This window comes from Edaphobacter flagellatus (assembly GCF_025264665.1).
Lineage (GTDB): Bacteria > Acidobacteriota > Terriglobia > Terriglobales > Acidobacteriaceae > Edaphobacter > Edaphobacter flagellatus.
Genome location: NZ_CP073697.1, coordinates 1,957,637 through 1,974,807 on the forward strand (window position 1 = coordinate 1,957,637; position 17,171 = coordinate 1,974,807).

The following is a 17,171-nucleotide window of genomic DNA, read 5'->3' on the forward strand; positions in this document are numbered from 1 at the left end:
GCGGGTACTCCCCGCGATACTCCCCGCAAACTTCCTGCAACTTCTTCCTTAACAAGGCAAAGGCAGAGAGTCACACTCTCTGCCTCCATCAAGATCGAAGCGACACAATAACAATAATTAGATAAAGCTCTCGACAACAGAAGCAGCTTTGCTCAACGCGCCATCTAGCGCACCCGCATCGCTTCCGCCGGCCTCGGCAAGATCCGGTCTTCCGCCACCTTTGCCGCCAACCAGCGCAGCAATCTGTCCGACAACTTTGCCTGCCTGCACCTTGCCTGTCAGGTCCTTCGTCACGCCGACAATCAGCGAAACCTTACCTTCAGCCGCCGAACCAAGCACCACAACGCCCGAACCCAGCTTGCCGCGAAGCTCATCGACCAGGTTGCGCATCTGGCTCTTGTCGAGAGCATCGACGCGCTGCGCCAGCACCTTCACGCCCTTTACCTCGACCGCCGACGAAGCCGCATCGGCGACTGAAGAGGACGCGGCCTTCATCCGCACCTGCTCCAGCTCGCGACGCAGCTTCTTCATCTCCTCTTCCTGCGCTGCGATCCTGCTCTTCAGTGCGTCCGCAGGCGAAGCTTCGCTTGCACCAACCAGTGAACCAACAACGCGGGCGACATCGAAGCCGCGGCGGAACTCATGCAACGCACCTGTCCCGCTCACAGCCTCAATGCGGCGCACGCCGCTCGAGACAGAGCCTTCACCAACCAGCTTCAGTAGACCAATCTCCCCGGTCGCTCCGGTGTGCGTGCCACCGCAGAGCTCGGTCGAGAAGTCACCGATCTTCACCACGCGCACGCGGTCGCCATACTTTTCGCCGAAGAGCGCCATCGCGCCCAGTTCATTGACTGCTACATCGATCGGCACATCGACCAGCGTTTCCACCTTCGTGTTCTTCAACACTTGCTGATTTACGATGTCTTCGGTCTGTTGCATCTCTTCTTCTGCCACACCAGTAAAGTGCGAGAAGTCGAAACGCAGGCGCGTCGCGTCGTTCAACGAACCGGCCTGCTTCACATGCTTGCCCAGAACCTCACGCAGCGCAGCATGCAGCAGATGTGTTCCCGTATGGTTGCGCTCCGTCGCATAACGGTTCTCCGCACTGACAACCGTATCGACCGTATCGCCAACAGCCAGCGTCTCGCGTGCCTTCACCTTGTGCGCGAAGATGCCCTGCACCGGCTTGGTCGCTCCGCTCACGTCTGCAACCACCGTATTGTGATCGTCGGAGTAGAGCCAGCCGATGTCGCCAACCTGTCCGCCTGAATCCGCATAGAAGCTGGTTGCGTCGAGCACGACTTCACCGGATTCCCCAGCCTTCAGCTCAGGAACGCCAGCACCATCCTTCACCAGCGCAAGAATCTTTGCGCCCTCGACCTTCAGCGACGAATAGCCTTCAAACTCGGTCTTCGCCAGCTCGCGATAGACGGGAGCCGCCGTCTTCTGCGAACCGCCCTTCCACGAGGCGCGTGCACGGGCCTGCTCCTCCGCACGGGCCTTTTCGAAGCCTTCCATATCGAAAGGAATGCCCGCGTCGCGTGCCGCATCCGTCATGAAGTCAAGCGGCATGCCGAACGTCTCGTAAAGCCGGAACGCAGCGGCACCGGAACGCAGCGTCTCTTCGTTCATCTGCCGCAGACCAAGCTCCAGCGTGCGAGCAAACTGCTGCTCCTCTGCGAGGACAACCTTCGCCACGCGATCGGCAGATTCCTTCAGCTCCGGATAGGCCGCACTCATCTCATCACGCACGGCGTAGACCATCTCGTGCATGAAGGGCTTCTCCTGACCGAGCAGGCGACCGTGGCGGATTCCGCGACGCATGATCTTGCGCAGCACATAGCCGCGGCCTTCGTTGGCAGGAAGCACGCCATCAGAGATCAGGAACGTCGCCGCGCGAGCGTGATCGGCGATGATGCGCAACGACGCCCGCGAGCGTGCATCGATCTCATGATCGGACTCGACCTTATGATGCGTGAGCTGTTCAGCACGGTTGATGAGCGGCGTGAACAAATCTGTCTCAAAGTTCGACAGCACGCCCTGCAGCACACACGCGATACGCTCCAGTCCCATGCCAGTATCGATCGAAGGCTTGGGCAGCGGGGTCAGCAGCGAGCCGCCAGGAGTCACCGTGCGGTCGAACTGCATGAAGACAAGGTTCCAGATCTCGACATAGCGCTGCTCGTCTTCGCCGAAGGGACGATCGACAGAGGGATCTTCGCCCGCCTCTTTTCCGAGATCGTAATAAATCTCGCTGCAAGGGCCGCATGGGCCGGTATCGCCCATTGCCCAGAAATTATCTTTTGCGCCAAGCTCGAAGATGCGCTCGGCAGGAACACCGACATCGAGCCAGTATTGATAGGCCTCCGCATCGCGCGGGACCGACTCATCTCCTTCAAAGATGGTGACGTACAGCTTGGCCGGGTCGATGCCGAACCACTCCTTCGAGGTCAGCAGCTCCCAGGCGTAGGCGATGGCGTCCCTCTTGAAGTAGTCGCCAAAGCTGAAGTTACCCAGCATCTCAAAAAAGGTATGGTGGCGACGCGTAAAGCCGACGTTCTCCAGGTCGTTGTGCTTACCGCCGGCGCGCACACATTTCTGCGAAGTCGTCGCTCGCGAATACTCGCGCTTCTCCAGCCCGAGGAAGACATCCTTAAACTGGTTCATGCCTGCGTTGGTAAACAGGAGCGTTGGGTCGTTCGCTGGAACGAGCGACGACGAGTGCACGCGGCGGTGCCCTTTGCTCTCAAAAAAACGCAGAAAATCTTCGCGAATCTGGCTTCCCGACCTGTAGTTCATAGGCTTTTAAGTCTATCAGCGATATGCGTCTCTCCCGCCGAGGCCCGTCCGGGCAGGGGCGTGCTTTTCCAATTTCGTCACAAAGCGAATGGAACAGTTACACGAAAGGCTCTGTCTCGTTGACAAACTTTTTTCGCCGGGCCTAGAGTTTCTAGTCGAACCAAGCGACTCCCTTTAGTACGTAGCAGCAACAAACTGTCCGCCTGTTCGGAACTACAACTAACGATTCGATCTCTTCAGGAGGCATCATGATGACCCGCGTTGCCAGACTTTTCCTCATCCTCTTCGGCTTCATGCTCCTTGTTCCCGATCGTCTGAATGCTCAAGGCATCACGGCAACCATTACCGGTGTCATCAGCGACTCGACCGGCGGTGTTCTCTCCGGCGCTCGTGTGACTGCCCGGAGGCTCGAGACGAACGAAGATCGCGTCGCGACAACGACTGCCAACGGCGAGTTCAATATTCCTCTTCTGCAGCCGGGCCGGTATCGCGTCACGGTAGAGCTGGCATCTTTCAAAACCTACCAGCAGGAGTTCACGCTTGCGATCAACCAGAAGGCCGAGATTAACGCCGTACTGGAAGTCGGATCGCAAACCGACAAGGTGACCGTCACGGCAGAGGCTCCCCCGATCCAGACCGAAGACTCTTCGGTAGGCCTGGTCATTGATAGTGCCACCATCACCAATACGCCGCTCAACGGTCGCCTGAATATCACCGGACTGATGGCGCTGGCGCCCGGCATTCAAAACGCGGGATCGCAGGACTCCATCCCGGTCTATGGCATTACCCCGTCAGTTGGCGGGGCCTCCGCGTTTGGATCGGCAGGTTTCTCCATCGACGGTGCGACCAACACCAGCGCCTTTCTGCAGCGCGGTTACGGCGAGTATCCACCACTCGACGGTATTCGTGAGTTCAAGACCATGACGACCGGATCTCCGGCGGAGTTCGCGCAACCCACGCAGGTTATCGTCGTCACCCGCGGCGGCGGCAACCAGTATCATGGCATGCTGCTCGCGTTCAATCGCAACCGTGTCACTGCGGCGAAGAACTATTTCGCCGGCTCAAGCCCTTTGCCGAAATACAATCGCAACGAGTTCGGCGGCAACTTCTCCGGACCCATCTCGATCCCGCATCTCTATGACGGACGTGACCGCTCGTTCTTCTTCTTCAACTATGAGGGTTTCCGGCGACGCCAAGCCTCGACCCTCTCAAGCCAGATGCCAACGGCGCGTGAACGGAATGGCGATTTCTCCGAGTTCTCCGATGCCATCATCGACCCGCTCACGCAAACGCCATTTCCGGGAAACCAAATTCCCGCATCACGCCTGAACTCTGTTTCGCTTGCGCTGCAGAATGCTCTCTTTCCCCTACCGAACAAAGCTGGAACCTCAACGAACCTGGTTGAGAATGTCCCGCTTGCTGAAGACGTTGACCGATTCAGCTTCCGGCTAGACCACCGCATCTCATCTAAAGACAGCGTCTTCGCCAGCTACATTGCAGGTCTATTCGGTCCCAATCCCTCCCTCGGAGCGACCAGTAAATTCGGCGGAATGGCCGGCATCGGCGAACGCAATATGAACACTATCGTGGGATGGACGCATATCTTCTCTCCCACGCTTCTTACGCAATTCATCGGCTCGTATAACCACGTTCCCATCTACCGAACACCACAGAACGTCAAGACAGATTTCGCCTCGATCATTCCGGGACTCGGCCCTCAACCACTTGAAGGCGCTCCACAACTCACGATCTCAAACATTACCTCAGTTGCAGAGCAGGGCTCTAAGGACCTCGATCAGACCTTCCAGCTCACCTTCATCGTCACGAAGGTACTGCATAATCACAGCGTCAAGACCGGTTTTTCCTTCCTGCGTTCGAACCACTGGAACCAGGCCGTCCTCTCGCCGCAACGTGGCGCATTCAACTTCAACGGGCAGTACACACGCTCCAAGGTCTCGGGCGCACAAAATCTAGGTGCGGCCTACGCAGATTTCATCCTCGGCTATCCTACGCAAACACAGAAGGCCAACCCTCCTGCCTCGACAATTCGCTTCCTGCAACCGCAATATGCCGCCTTCATTCAGGACGACTGGCGTGTCACTCCACGGCTCACATTGAACATGGGCATCCGCTATGACCTTCAATGGCAGGAGTCGAATCCCTATGGGCTGAATTCGATGTTCGTCCCGTCACTTAAGCAGATCGTCGTCTTCGCTAAGCAGATGCCTGCGGCCGCACTGCCTTCGGTCATTGCTTCAGTACCTGTAGTGCTGGCTCCCAATGTTGGACTGCCATCGGATATCTGGAGCTACCTCGGCCAAGACACCAATAATGTCGCGCCTCGTTTCGGCTTCGCCTACTCTGTCACACCAAAGACGGTTGTTCGCGGCGCCTTCGGCATCTACTACAACCTCTTCCCCACGCTTGATTCCGGCAACCCTGTCTTCACGGGCCTGCCTTTCTATTCCGTGCAGACTTACTCGCAAACTTCGTCGACAGTGCCAGCTATTACGATGAGCAATCCCTTCCCCGGCTCTGGAACCGTCGCAACCAACCCCGTAGCCGCGACGGAGAAGTCTCCCGTTACCCCGTACCAGGAACAGTGGAATCTTGCTGTCGAACGCCAGCTGCCGTGGAACTTCGGGCTTCGGGTCGGCTACGTGGGATCACGCTCGCTCAAGCAGAACAACTACCATGGCGGCGGCAACGTCAATCCCGATTTGAACGCTTTTGTGCCGGTTGCTGGCGCTGTACAGCCGAACAGGCCGATTCAACCCTTCTCCAATATCTATTGGTATGACGCTCCCATCTTCAGCATGAATTCGAATGCTGCGCAGGTGGGTTTGCACAAGCAGTATTCCAACGGATTCACACTCAATGCCGAGTATCAGTACATCCGGGTTCTTGGCACAGAAAACTTTCAGAACTCGCTGCATACGAATGATTCTTACGGCAATATAGGCACCATTCGTCCTCACCAGCTGCAACTGAGCTACGCGTATGAGCTTCCCTTCGGCAAGAACAAACTCTTTTTCGGCTCCACGAGTGGATTTGCCAACACGTTTATTAGCGGATGGTCGATCTCCGGGATTACGACCTTTCAGTCCGGAAGCCCCTTCTCGGTTACAAAAGCTTCGAGTCAACTGGGGGGAATATCGAGCCGCGCCTTCCGCAACAATGGGGTTCCACTTTATCCAGGAAGCAAGACTCTCGGCGCATGGTTTAACACGGCAGCCTTCGTGAATCCGGCGACGAATCCTTCGCAGGATTTTCTATATGGGAACTCCGCTTACAACATGCTGTGGGGACCGCGTTATCAGAACTGGGATACTGCTGTCTCAAAAACAACAAGGCTACATGAAAATATCAACCTGCAGATTCGCGTCGATGCGTTCAACGTCTTCAATCATCCGACCTTCAATAATCCGGCAGCCAATGTATCCAACGCCAAGACGGTTGGAACAATCACGGCAACCAATGGAGCGTCGCGTACACTGCAGCTGGGCGGTAAATTGACTTTTTAGCGACCGACAAGGACCTGCAACATGTCTTCTCTGAATCCTCGGGCCATCACGAAGGTAGTGGCGCTTGCCATGTTTTTGGTTTTGCCGCTGCACGTGATCGCTCAACGCAAGGTAAACCTTGGCAAGCTCGATGGCAATGCGCGTGAGATCTTCAATATCTCCATGAAGCTGATGGACGATGCCTGGGCCCCGCAGGCCCATCTCGTGCGTACCCCTGACGCCTTTAGTGGGCACCCTAATACAGGACGTCGCGCGCAATATATGGTTCGCGAGTCCAGCTGCTATGCGCTTGGCCTGTTGTTGCGCGACGGCAAGGGTGATCGCCAGCGCGCTGCTGAAGCTCTTGAAGCCGTCCTCAAAGAGCAATTCACTGATGAGAGCAAGCCCTGGTACGGCACCTTCCGCCGCACTCCCGAAGAGCCTGATCCCTCTGGCGCAAATACGGTGATGTGGCAGAACTACGATCCCAACTGGCGCGAGTTTATCGGTACAAACTTCGAGATGCTCCTCATCGAGTATCACGATCGCCTTCCTGGCGAGCTGACCGCACGCATGTATGCTGCGATCGACCGCGCCATCGTCGGCGAGATGAAGCATGGCCGCCTTGTACCCTCTTACTCCAATATCGCCCTGATGTATGGCGCGCTCTGGGACTTTGCTGCCACACATGACAACAATGCTGCGTGGAAGCAAAAATCTTCAGCGTGGATGAGTGAAGTAGGACGTCTCTTCCATCAATACAACTCCTTCAACGAGTACAACTCGCCAACGTATTACGGTACAGATCTCTTCGGGCTTGCGATGTGGCGCTCCTACGGCTCAACCCCTGCTATTCGTTCACTGGGATCGCAGATGGAAGCTACGCTCTGGAACGATATTGGCGACTTCTATCATCCTGGACTGCGCAACATTGCCGGGCCTTACGACCGCTCCTACGGTATGGACATGGAAACCTATGTCGCCTATACCGGCGTCTGGATGCGCACACTGCTACCCGCGAACAAGGCCCCTCTTCCCATTCCGGATGCACATACCGACCACCTGCCCGATCTCTGGTTCGCGCCACAGGTCGTCATTCTGGGAGCAAATCCGCCAGCCGAAGCTTTGACCAAAATGCGTTCCTTCTCCGGCGAGCATGCGGTCTCGCGTCAGATCACCGATGAGCGAAGCGCTACAGCCTGGATCGGCAATAAAATCATTCTGGGAGGCGAGAACACAAAGCTGACCAAGGCCGCTCCCGAAGGCACGCAGTTTCATGCAGCTACCGCTCAGTGGCGCACGCCTTCAGGAAGCATCGGCTGGTTCTTCGTTTCACAAGCTCCCGAGATTAACGCCGATATCGACAAAACTACAATGCATATCACTGCAAACGGTACAGTCGTCTTCCGGCTGAAGGCCGCAGGAGCAAAGCGCGAAGATATTACCGCAGGTAAGTGGACTCTTCCTGGTCTGACAGTAACAATCGCAGGCGATCAGCGATCCTTCTCCGTCAAAGAAGCTACATACTACAAACCGGGCGACTCATTCGAGATTACATATACAGACATGAAGCAGCTCAAACTCGTGGTCGCTCCGCGCTAAACAGTCCGGGCGCCCAGGTCTGCCCTTCCATCCGAAAGATCGGGTCCTTCGTCTGCCTCAGGTTCGTAAATTCTGCACGATGCTCCGCCATCATCAGCGTGGTCACCAGCGCATCGAAGCTGTCCTCTGAACTGCGGGCCTTCGCAAGCACACTACGCGGGAGCCCTGCGAAGATAACGTGCTCTCTTCCCTTCTTTGCCAGATAGGCTCGACGCGCTGGTTCCGAACTTTTGATCACCGCGCCGGTCATCAACCGCGTGTAAATCTCAACGACGAGCGGTCCATGCGTGATCTCCGGCCGATCGAACGGCCACACGCGAAATCCAGCTTCTCGGAGGCGAAGCAGGCAGGGCATTCCACGTAACGAAGCCGTACCGACCGCGCCGGCTCCGCCAATCTGAAAGACAGACTTCGGCGCAATACCGGCGACCTTCGCCGCCTGCTCAGGGTTGGCGATCAACGCTCGCACCTTTAGAAGCGACTCTGCCTTGCGCAACATGCGATGCGCATGCTCGCCGCAGAATTCTGCTGGCTTCTTGCCATCTCGGTTTACCCCGATCTTCCCCCAGAAACGTGCGTCCGCGCACTCCTCATGCAGCCAGCGTTCCCCATCGCCATCGGCAACGCGCTGCCAGAACTCCGGAGCCGACGTAACTCCATGCTCCGCGAGAAACCATGCCGGAAAACTGAAGGAGAAATCGAAGCCAACTACCATCCGTGGCGTCTCATGCGACAGAGCGATCAGCCACTCGATTAGTTCCCCTCGCGTACGTCCGCCCTCCAGACGTACTTCGGCACGTGAAGCGCCTCTCTGCGGAGCCGTCCACACGCCCGCCCATATCTTTTTTCGCTGGCCTGGTCCTTTATCTCCCGACCAATCGACACCCACAATGCGTTGAATTTGTGCCATCTGCCCTTACATTATGACTTTTTATCGCGTTCTTTATGGAATCCTTATCTCCCCATCCATAGTCTCTGCAGACAGGGACACCTTCATCACCTCACTCCAAAACATGAATAAACCTTTACTCTGTACTCTTCTGGCCAGTTTTCTATGCGCACCTCTCTGTGCCGCGCCGCTCGTCGCGGCATCGGCCTCGTCCACCCCCGACGCGCCGGTTTCTATCTCCATCCCCCCACTCAGCGATGATGTACTACCCACTTCCGTGAAGCAGGAGAAAAGCTTCTTTGCCCGCCTCGCTCAGGCTTACCGCGACGACTGGAACCCCAATACGCCAAGCGGACCAACGCCGGAACGCCGTGGCTATCCTGGCCCGCTCGATTCACCCCCATTTCCTTCGAGCGACTACAGCATCGGCGGAACACCCATCATAGGCGCACCCGACACGCAGACCTATCCTCTGATGGAAGCCATCAATCACAATCGCAGCCGCACCAAGATCTATGGCTGGTTCAACGTCGGCTTCAACGTCAGCACATCGAATCGCGGCGTTGGAGCGAACTCACCCGCAGCCTACTACTACACGCCCAACACCATCACGGCAGATCAGCAGGTACTCTACATCGAGCGCCTCCCCAACACCGTCCAGACGGAACACTTCGACTGGGGCTTCCGCATCGCGCAGCTCTATGGACAGGATTATCGCTACACCACATCCAAGGGCGTCCTTTCGCAGCAGCTTCTCCAGAAGAACAATCCGCGCGGCTACGATCCCGTGATGTATTACATCGATCTCTACTTCCCGCATGTGGCCAAGGGGATGAACATCCGTATGGGCCGCTACATTTCGCTGCCCGACATCGAAGCACAGCTTGCGCCCAACAATTACACCTACTCGCATTCTCTGCTCTATACCGTCGACCCCTACACGCAGACCGGCATCGTCGCCTCCATCAAGTTTTCCAATCATTGGCTTGTCCAACTCGGATTCTCCGACGGCAACGATGTCGCACCCTGGACCTCCGATGCTCAACCCACCGGTACGGCCTGCGTCGACTTCACCTGGCGCAAAGGAGGCGATGCTCTCTACACCTGCGCCAACTCCTTCAACAACGGCAAATATGCCTACAACAATATCCAGAGCTTCTTCGAGACCTGGTATCACAAGATCAACGCCACCTGGCACACCGACACCGAAACTTGGTACATGTACGAGCGCGATGTCCCAAACATCGCGGGCAATGTAGACAACCCCATCACGCCAGAGATCGGGGCCAACGGAGCCTTCTGCAAACCCGGCCAGTTGCGTTGCTACGCGCCTGAATTCGCAGTCGTCAACTATCTTGAGAAACAGTTCAGTAAGACGAAGTACCTCTCCATCCGCAACGAGTTCGTCAACGACATACGCGGCCAGCGTACAGGCTTCGCAACCAAGTACACCGAGCATCTCGTCAGCTACGGTCACTGGATCGGCTCAACGGTCCTCTTCCGGCCAGAGCTGCGACTGGAGCACTCGTATAACGCCAAGGCTTACGACAACGGCACCAAGACCACGCAGTTTATCGTTGCCGGTGACGTCACCTATCACTTCTAACAATCTGCAGCAGAAGAGGATGAGAGCGCGCAGGAACTTTTCTCCCCCGCCAGGCGTATTCGCTCATACGGAGAGAAGTCTTCTATGCTCAAACTCATCCTCTTCTGCCTTTTGCTCGTCACCTGCTGGCCGCTGGCCCTCGTAGCCCTGCTGCTCTACCCGCTCATCTGGCTCATCCTGCTGCCCTTCCGACTGGTCGGCATCGTTGTAGGCGGAGCCTTCGACTTGATTGCCGCGCTCTTCATGCTGCCGGGACGCGTGTTGCGCGCTATTTAGTTATTCTTCGGCAACATCGCCGTGGTCGGCATCCAGCGCCTCTTCGTCTACCTCGACGTGCCATTCACGCAAAACCTTGTAGATCGTCCCCGCTGAAAAACCGGCGCGCATCAGCCTGCCCATCACACGTGTCGCCTGCTTCTTCGCATCGTCACCTTCAGGACGCTTCATTCGCTTGCGTGCGACATACTCCCGCGCCAGCGCAACTTCATCCACATCGTCGTAAGCCTTGGCCAGCGTCGTTGCAATCAGCTCCTTATGAACTCCCTTTTGGATAAGACCCTGCTGCACGCGCCTGCGGCCAAACTTTTCGTTCTCCTTGCGTAGCCGCGTGTAATCTGCCGCAAAGCGTGTATCGCTCAGGTAGTTCAGATCTTTCAGTCGCGCGACGACGCGATCCATCGCGCGCTCACCTGCATCGCCCTCCTCGACGCGCGTCCGCATCAAGCGCTTCAGATCGCGCACGGTGCGCATCTTGCGAGCCAGGGCAGCAACGGCATAGTCCAGCAACGCCGCTTCACCCAATGGCTCCTTCTTTTTCTTTGCCCGAGAAAACGCCATCACTGCGCCGCCGAGTAGGTATTCGACCGCGTCCACCGGTCGCACCAGTCGCCGACCTCCTCATACCAGCGCTCAGAATTCTGAGGCTTCAACACCCAGTGACCTTCATCCGGAAAATAGAGCATCCGCGACGGCACGCCGAAGCGCTGCAGCGCCGTAAACAGCTGGAACCCTTCGCTGACATCCAGCCTGTAATCGCGCTGTCCATGAATCACCAGCGTCGGCGTCCGCGCGTTCGTAATCGAAAGCATCGGCGACCATTTGCGGAAGGGATCGTTCGCAACTGGCCGTTCAGAGTATCTCCACGGCTGTCCCGGTTCCTTATCTCCCGGAGCGCGGAACTCCCATTCGTTGAACCAGAGCTCTTCCGTCGTTCCATAGGCCGACTGCGGATTGAACATTCCATCGTGTGTCACGATGCAGGCAAATCGAATCGTGTGCGTCAGGATCCAGTTCGCCATATAGCCGCCGTAGCTCGCGCCCAACGCGCACTCGCGTGTCTTGTCGACGAAGCTGTAATTCTTCTCGACATAGTCCATTCCCTTCATCAGGTCAATATAGGGCTTGCCTCCCCAATCGCCATTCACTCCATCAATGAAGGACTGACCATACCCCGTCGACCCACGCGGATTCACCATCACCACCACATACCCTGAAGCCGCCATCAGCTCCGGGTTCCAGCGATAGCTCCACATATTACCCCACGCTCCCTGCGGGCCTCCGTGGATCAAAAACTTCACCGGATACTTTTTCTTCGCGTCGAACCCCGGCGGGCGAATCAGAAATCCCTGCACCGTCGTATTCTCGGCGCCCGGAAACATGAAGCTCTCCATCTTCGGCAGCTCCAGCTGGCGCAGCACAGCATCATTCATGTGCGTCAGGCGGACCACCGGAGCGCCACCGCGCCCCTCTCCATTCAGTGGAATGATCGAGATCGCTGACGGGCTCCGAACCGTCATCATCGAGCTGACGATCGTTCTTCCATCACGCGACACTTCCAACTCACCATACTCCGCCTTGCTGGCAATCGCCGTTGCCTCTGGCAGATCGACGCCAACCGAGAGAATGTTCTCGTCTCCCATCTCTCCACTGGCGAAATAAATCGTCTTCGAATTCGGCGCCCACGTAAACTCGTCCACCCAGCGATCGAACTTCGGCAGCAACTCCCTCGGCTCCGCCGTGCTTGCAGTGCGGTCAATCACCATCAGCCTGAAGCGGTCGCTCTCGTACCCCGCACGTGCCTGCGAACGAAACGCCAGCCATCTCCCATCCGGCGAATACGCCGGGGCATCATCGCCGCCAGGGCTCGTCGAAACACGCACCGGCTTGGCGCTGGCATCGTCCAGCTTCAGCGTAAAAACATCGTTGTTCGTGCTCGCCGCCGGCGTTGGATCGAGATTCGTCACATACGCAATCTCATGCGAATCAGGAGCCCACGCATAACCCAGCGGGCCGCCTAACGAAAATACCGGAGCCTCCGCATCGCCGATATCTCTCCGCGGAGTCAGGTCACGCACCGCGCTGCCATCGGCAGCACTCACCACCAGCACATGACTCCGCTTCGGCCCCACATAATTGTTCCAATGCCTGTAGAGCAGATGGTCGAAGACCATCGCCTTCACCTGGCTCTTCGCCGCAGCATCGTCTCTCCGTTTGTTGCAGGCATCTTCATCGGCCCACGAAGTCTCATCGCTGCACTCGGGGTAGACACGTGAGACAAACAGAATACGCTGCGAATCCGGCGACCATACTGCTCCATCCGCCTCCGTACTCACATGTGTCAACGGATGCGATGCACCGATCGCTCCATCCGTCTCGTTCCAATCTGCGAGAAAAATCTGCGATGCGCCGCCGTCATTTGCAATAAACAGCACGTGCCTGCCGTCCGGCGAAAATCTTCCATTCGTCTCGCCGTCCTGCGTCGAGGTGATCTGCCGCTCCCCGCCGCCGCCAATCGACACCACCCAAAGATGCGATGTCTTCGTGTTCGCCTTCAGGTCGACATCCACCGCCGAGAACATCACCCATTTACCGCCCGGGGAGATATGTGGATCTCCCAGCCGCTTGATCTTCTGCAGATCGGCGAAGGTCATCGGCCTGCGTCCGGCAGCGCTGCCGCTCTCATCCTGGTCGGTCACGGCAGAGGCGTGGCCACATTGCAGACCAACTCCAAGCAGAAGTGCTATGGCTATCGCGCCAGTCCCGATTCTCCCAGTCCCGATTTTCATGGACACCATAAATCTCCCGGGCCAGTTTAACCCCTCGACTGACCAATGTTGCACCCAAGTCCTTCTGCCGAACCATCTTGACTTCCATCGGCATCGAGGAAGCTACCCCGCCCGATCCGTCGCGATGTCATCCAAGCAAGAAACCGTCAACCAAACCTCCCCGGACGGCGTCTATTCTGATAGAGGAATAGGCCTCAACGAGCTGTCTGCGTGAAGTCTGCCTTTCCCAGAAGAGGATGGAGCATAGATCCCATGAAACTCTCCCCTAAGCTCTTGGGCGGTCTTTCCGCTGCCATTTTTGCAGTTTTATCTGTCTCGCCCGCCCTGGCTAACGACGACCCCGCAGGCTTCGGCCGTCTCGATCCCACGCCTCCAGCCGGCGTCTCCATACCCGACATCATCAAAAAGATCGGCGAGCGCGAGAGCGAATTCAGCCGCGCACGCGATAACTACATCTTCCGTCAGACCGTGAAGGTCAACACCATCTCTGAAGAAACCGGCAAGCCTGACGGCGAATATCTGCAGGTTACCGACATCGTCTTCGACAAGAGCGGCAAGCGCGAAGAGCACGTCGTCTTTGCTCCACAAAACACCCTCGAACGCGTCATCATGACGCCCGCTGACTTCGAGGAGATCGAGCACCGTCTCCCTTTCATCCTCACCACCGAAGACATGCCGCAGTACGACATCACCTACCTCGGCCGCCAAAAAGTCGATGACCTCGACACGTATGTCTTCTCGGCCGGGCCAAAGACTCTCGAAAAGGGCAAGCACTACTTCGAAGGCAAGGTCTGGGTCGATCAGCAGGACTTCCAGATCGTCCTCGTGAACGGCAAAACTGTCCCGCAGGACATGCGCCGCGGCCACGAAGACCTGCAGCCGCCCTTCACCACATACTATGAGCAGGTGGACGGCAAGTACTGGTTCCCCACCTACACCAAGGCCGAGGGCATTCTGCACTTCCCCGCAGCCAACGGCTCCCTGACTCAGGACGTCCACATGCGGAACGTCGTTCGCTACACCGACTACAAGCGGTTCCGCGCTACCAGCCGCATCATCTACAACGGCGAAGACATCACCAACAACACCGCACCCGAGGACGACAAGAACAAAACCCAGCAGCCACCGCCTGCCAGGCCCAAGTAATCCGCTTCAGGCTACCGCGTCTCGCAGTGCGCGTCAGGATCGGCGTGCTGGTCCATCATCCAGCGGTCCATCAGTGTTCCCGCGCAGCGCGCGCCGCACAGATGCTTTACGCCGTCGGAGTGCGCATGATGTGCCTGCCACCGTGTCAGCTTGATCAGAGGCTGGTCCTCCTCCGGACTCCGCCCCGGAAAGCAGTCCACCCAGGCCAGCCACCACCCCTCCGTCTCTTTCTTGGTGCCGCACACGTCACACGTATAGCTTTCGCTGTAAGCCATTCACTTCTCCTGCCGCCAAAAATATCACACTATGCTTAGTGCAACGACACCGGATCGACGCGCCCCGAATCGGCATGCATCTGCCAGTCCGACTCATCCACCGCCTCGAAGTCCTCACCCTTCACCGTCTTCAGCTTGTTCAGGTCGCCATCGCTCCAGCGCTTGTCCGGCTCGCCGATAATGAACCACGGCCCACCGTTATCTGCCAGAAACATCCCGTACTTTTTCAGCCCCTTCAGGATCACCTGATTTTCCTTCGAAAATTTCGAGATGTCATAATCCGCCCGCAACCGGAACCTCTGCCCCATCGGCGGATAGCTTGGGTCGGTAATGCGTGAGGCGAAATGACGCGCCGGCCATATAAAGGCCCGCTGCGTCTTCGGTGTCGTAAACCGGATTGCGTGCTTTACCTCGCCCGCTGCAACTTCGTCATACCGCAACAGGCCGGGCAGTATGGCCATCCCTGCGGCATCGGTCGACGTCTTGCCTTCTGGCCGCAACGCATTCGAGGTCAGGTCCACCTTGATACCTGCGCCTCCGGCCCAGCTTCCATCCTTCTGCTTGACCACGTTGCCAATCTCCGTCAGCATGCAGCGGCCTTCATCCACCATAATCACGTGCCGGTCCGAATCCGCAGGCGAATTCCACCCGCCCTCGACAAGTGCGCCCTCCGGAGTCGGATAGTGTCCCGGATCGCTCTCGTCGCCATACATAAACGTGATCGGAATCCGCGGACGATTCGGCTTGATGATCGTAATCGGAATGCCGTTCTCCGGTTCCGATCCAAAGTTCGGATGCAGCGAAAGAGCAGGCCCCATCCGCTGGATGTAGTCGTCCGAACGCTTATCCTTCTTCAGCGTATCGATCGGCGTGTTCCAGACATTATCGGCAGGAAACACCGGGCATCCGGCGATATGCGGGCCTGCGCTGGAATCGGCAGCCCCTGCGGCGTTTTGCATGCCTGGGCCGAGAGCGGCGGCCTTCGATGCCGCCATCACCGCATCTGACTCGGTCGATTCCTTCGGATGCCAGACCATCACCGAAACGGCTATCGCGAACAGAACCGCACCCGCCAGTTTTTTCTTCCCAGCCTGCATGGACCCTCCGCCGCGGCTGAAAAACGTTCCGCCGCCGATGGCACCATCATAGCTCGCACGCGCCTCAGTGCGTTTAGAGCACATATCAGGAATTCACATAATCGCGGCACGCAGGCAATCCAAACTCCGGAAGACTCGTCGCCATCATCGCCGCACGAACGATCGCGCGCGACATCACAACTGCCGCAATCGCGCCTATCGCCGACACATCGGCCTTCACCTGCGTCGTCCCTGTAGACAATGCAAAGATCGTGTCGCCATCGCCCATCGTATGCACAGGATTGATCGCGCGCGCATACCCGTCATGCGACATCTGCGCAATCTTCGTCATCTGCGTCTTCGTGAACGGAGCATTCGTCGCCACCACGCCAATCGTCGTATTCGCAGCGGCAGGAATCGCGACACGATAACCATGCATCATCGCCTGCATCGAATCGCGATACCCTTTGCCGTCCTCGCTTCTTGCGCCGGCAACAATCCTGCCCGTCTGCGGATTCACCACATCGCCCACGGCATTCACCGCCACCAGCGCACCCACAACAATGCCCGTGTCGCCTATCTTCGCGCTCGCCGTGCCCAGTCCCGACTTCATCGAAAATTTCGGACCAAACATCTTCCCGATCGTTGCCCCCGCGCCCGCGCCAACGTTCCCCTCAGCAACCGGCCCCGGCGTCGCGGCGACACATGCCTTATACCCATCCTCTTCGCCCGGGCGAATCTTAAAGTTGCCGACACCCAGATCCATCAGAATTGCGGCAGGAACGATCGGCACAACACCCTGGCCAATCTTGTAACCGAGGTGATGCTCCTCCAGCCACTTCACAACGCCGGTTGCCGCGGCAAGACCATACGCGCTTCCGCCCGAAAGCAGAATCGCCTGCACCTGCTCCACCAGATTCGTCGGCGAAAGCAGATCCGTCTCGCGCGTGCCTGGAGCAGAGCCGCGAACATCCACCCCCGCCGTCGCTCCACTCTCGCAGATCACCACCGTGCAACCCGTCGGACGTTCCGTCAACGTATGATGCCCGACCTTCAAGCCCGGCACATCCGTGATCGAGCCTCCCGGCGGAAGCTGCAGCGGCTCATTCGCAGCAGCGAAAGCCGTCTCTATCGGAAGAGCAGCGGCAAGAGGAACACCAAGCAGTTTGCGGGCAAACTCACGACGCTTCATCCAAAGACCTCAAAGCAA

General features: G+C 57.7%; 12 protein-coding genes. 5 read left to right on the plus strand and 7 right to left on the minus strand.

Annotated elements, in window-relative coordinates; translation table 11 throughout:
- Positions 1–117: 117 nt before the first annotated feature.
- A complete protein-coding gene (gene alaS / locus KFE13_RS08255; protein WP_260706689.1) occupies positions 118–2,799 on the minus strand; it encodes an alanine--tRNA ligase in 2,682 nt (893 codons plus the stop codon).
- 248 nt (positions 2,800–3,047) lie between these two features.
- On the opposite strand from alaS, the gene KFE13_RS08260 reads away from it, so the two are divergent.
- Positions 3,048–6,323, plus strand: a complete 3,276-nt coding sequence (locus tag KFE13_RS08260; RefSeq protein WP_260706690.1) for a TonB-dependent receptor — start codon at positions 3,048–3,050, stop codon at positions 6,321–6,323.
- Between the two features lie 21 nt (positions 6,324–6,344).
- On the plus strand, positions 6,345–7,904 hold the full coding sequence (locus tag KFE13_RS08265) for a hypothetical protein (RefSeq protein ID WP_260706691.1): 1,560 nt from the start codon (positions 6,345–6,347) through the stop codon (positions 7,902–7,904).
- Here the strand turns inward: KFE13_RS08265 and KFE13_RS08270 are convergent.
- Positions 7,879–8,814 (minus strand): hypothetical protein, encoded by a 936-nt coding sequence (locus tag KFE13_RS08270; RefSeq protein WP_260706692.1) that lies wholly within the window; start codon positions 8,812–8,814, stop codon positions 7,879–7,881. The two genes, KFE13_RS08265 and KFE13_RS08270, sit on opposite strands and share 26 nt — an antisense overlap.
- A 256-nt stretch (positions 8,815–9,070) precedes the next feature.
- On the opposite strand from KFE13_RS08270, the gene KFE13_RS08275 reads away from it, so the two are divergent.
- Positions 9,071–10,399 (plus strand): porin, encoded by a 1,329-nt coding sequence (locus KFE13_RS08275; protein WP_260706693.1) that lies wholly within the window; start codon positions 9,071–9,073, stop codon positions 10,397–10,399.
- Positions 10,400–10,483: 84 nt separating this feature from the next.
- The gene (locus tag KFE13_RS08280) at positions 10,484–10,675 is read left to right on the plus strand and encodes a hypothetical protein (protein WP_260706694.1); all 192 of its coding nucleotides are present in this window, start codon (positions 10,484–10,486) and stop codon (positions 10,673–10,675) included.
- On the opposite strand, the gene KFE13_RS08285 is transcribed toward KFE13_RS08280, so the two are convergent.
- Together KFE13_RS08285 and KFE13_RS08290 are read right to left on the minus strand one after the other, a co-directional pair.
- Positions 10,676–11,281: a regulatory protein RecX gene (locus tag KFE13_RS08285; protein ID WP_313900692.1), complete on the minus strand. Its 606-nt coding sequence runs from the start codon at positions 11,279–11,281 to the stop codon at positions 10,676–10,678.
- The gene (locus KFE13_RS08290; protein WP_260706695.1) at positions 11,236–13,464 is read right to left on the minus strand and encodes a dipeptidyl-peptidase 5; all 2,229 of its coding nucleotides are present in this window, start codon (positions 13,462–13,464) and stop codon (positions 11,236–11,238) included. Before KFE13_RS08290 ends, KFE13_RS08285 begins: the two co-directional genes overlap by 46 nt.
- Positions 13,465–13,716: 252 nt before the next feature.
- On the opposite strand from KFE13_RS08290, the gene KFE13_RS08295 reads away from it, so the two are divergent.
- Complete coding sequence (locus KFE13_RS08295; protein ID WP_260706696.1) at positions 13,717–14,610, plus strand: outer membrane lipoprotein-sorting protein; 894 nt, start codon at positions 13,717–13,719, stop codon at positions 14,608–14,610.
- A gap of 11 nt (positions 14,611–14,621) precedes the next feature.
- On the opposite strand, the gene KFE13_RS08300 is transcribed toward KFE13_RS08295, so the two are convergent.
- The 3 genes from KFE13_RS08300 to KFE13_RS08310 are packed head-to-tail and all read right to left on the minus strand — an operon-like array spanning position 14,622 to position 17,153.
- Positions 14,622–14,885 (minus strand): hypothetical protein, encoded by a 264-nt coding sequence (locus KFE13_RS08300; protein ID WP_260706697.1) that lies wholly within the window; start codon positions 14,883–14,885, stop codon positions 14,622–14,624.
- Positions 14,886–14,920: 35 nt separating this feature from the next.
- Positions 14,921–16,066, minus strand: a complete 1,146-nt coding sequence (locus KFE13_RS08305) for a hypothetical protein (protein WP_260706698.1) — start codon at positions 16,064–16,066, stop codon at positions 14,921–14,923.
- 1 nt (position 16,067) lies between these two features.
- On the minus strand, positions 16,068–17,153 hold the full coding sequence (locus tag KFE13_RS08310) for a P1 family peptidase (protein WP_260706699.1): 1,086 nt from the start codon (positions 17,151–17,153) through the stop codon (positions 16,068–16,070).
- Between the last annotated feature and the right edge of the window lie 18 nt (positions 17,154–17,171).

Coding starts and splice junctions, on each gene's coding strand:
- alaS (WP_260706689.1), bottom strand. CDS start 2,799: ATGAACTACAGGTCGGGAAGCCAGATTCGCGAAGATTTTCTGCGTTTT.
- KFE13_RS08310 (WP_260706699.1), bottom strand. CDS start 17,153: ATGAAGCGTCGTGAGTTTGCCCGCAAACTGCTTGGTGTTCCTCTTGCC.
- KFE13_RS08290 (WP_260706695.1), bottom strand. CDS start 13,464: ATGAAAATCGGGACTGGGAGAATCGGGACTGGCGCGATAGCCATAGCA.
- KFE13_RS08300 (WP_260706697.1), bottom strand. CDS start 14,885: ATGGCTTACAGCGAAAGCTATACGTGTGACGTGTGCGGCACCAAGAAA.
- KFE13_RS08295 (WP_260706696.1), top strand. CDS start 13,717: ATGAAACTCTCCCCTAAGCTCTTGGGCGGTCTTTCCGCTGCCATTTTT.
- KFE13_RS08305 (WP_260706698.1), bottom strand. CDS start 16,066: ATGTGCTCTAAACGCACTGAGGCGCGTGCGAGCTATGATGGTGCCATC.
- KFE13_RS08265 (WP_260706691.1), top strand. CDS start 6,345: ATGTCTTCTCTGAATCCTCGGGCCATCACGAAGGTAGTGGCGCTTGCC.
- KFE13_RS08280 (WP_260706694.1), top strand. CDS start 10,484: ATGCTCAAACTCATCCTCTTCTGCCTTTTGCTCGTCACCTGCTGGCCG.
- KFE13_RS08260 (WP_260706690.1), top strand. CDS start 3,048: ATGATGACCCGCGTTGCCAGACTTTTCCTCATCCTCTTCGGCTTCATG.
- KFE13_RS08270 (WP_260706692.1), bottom strand. CDS start 8,814: ATGGCACAAATTCAACGCATTGTGGGTGTCGATTGGTCGGGAGATAAA.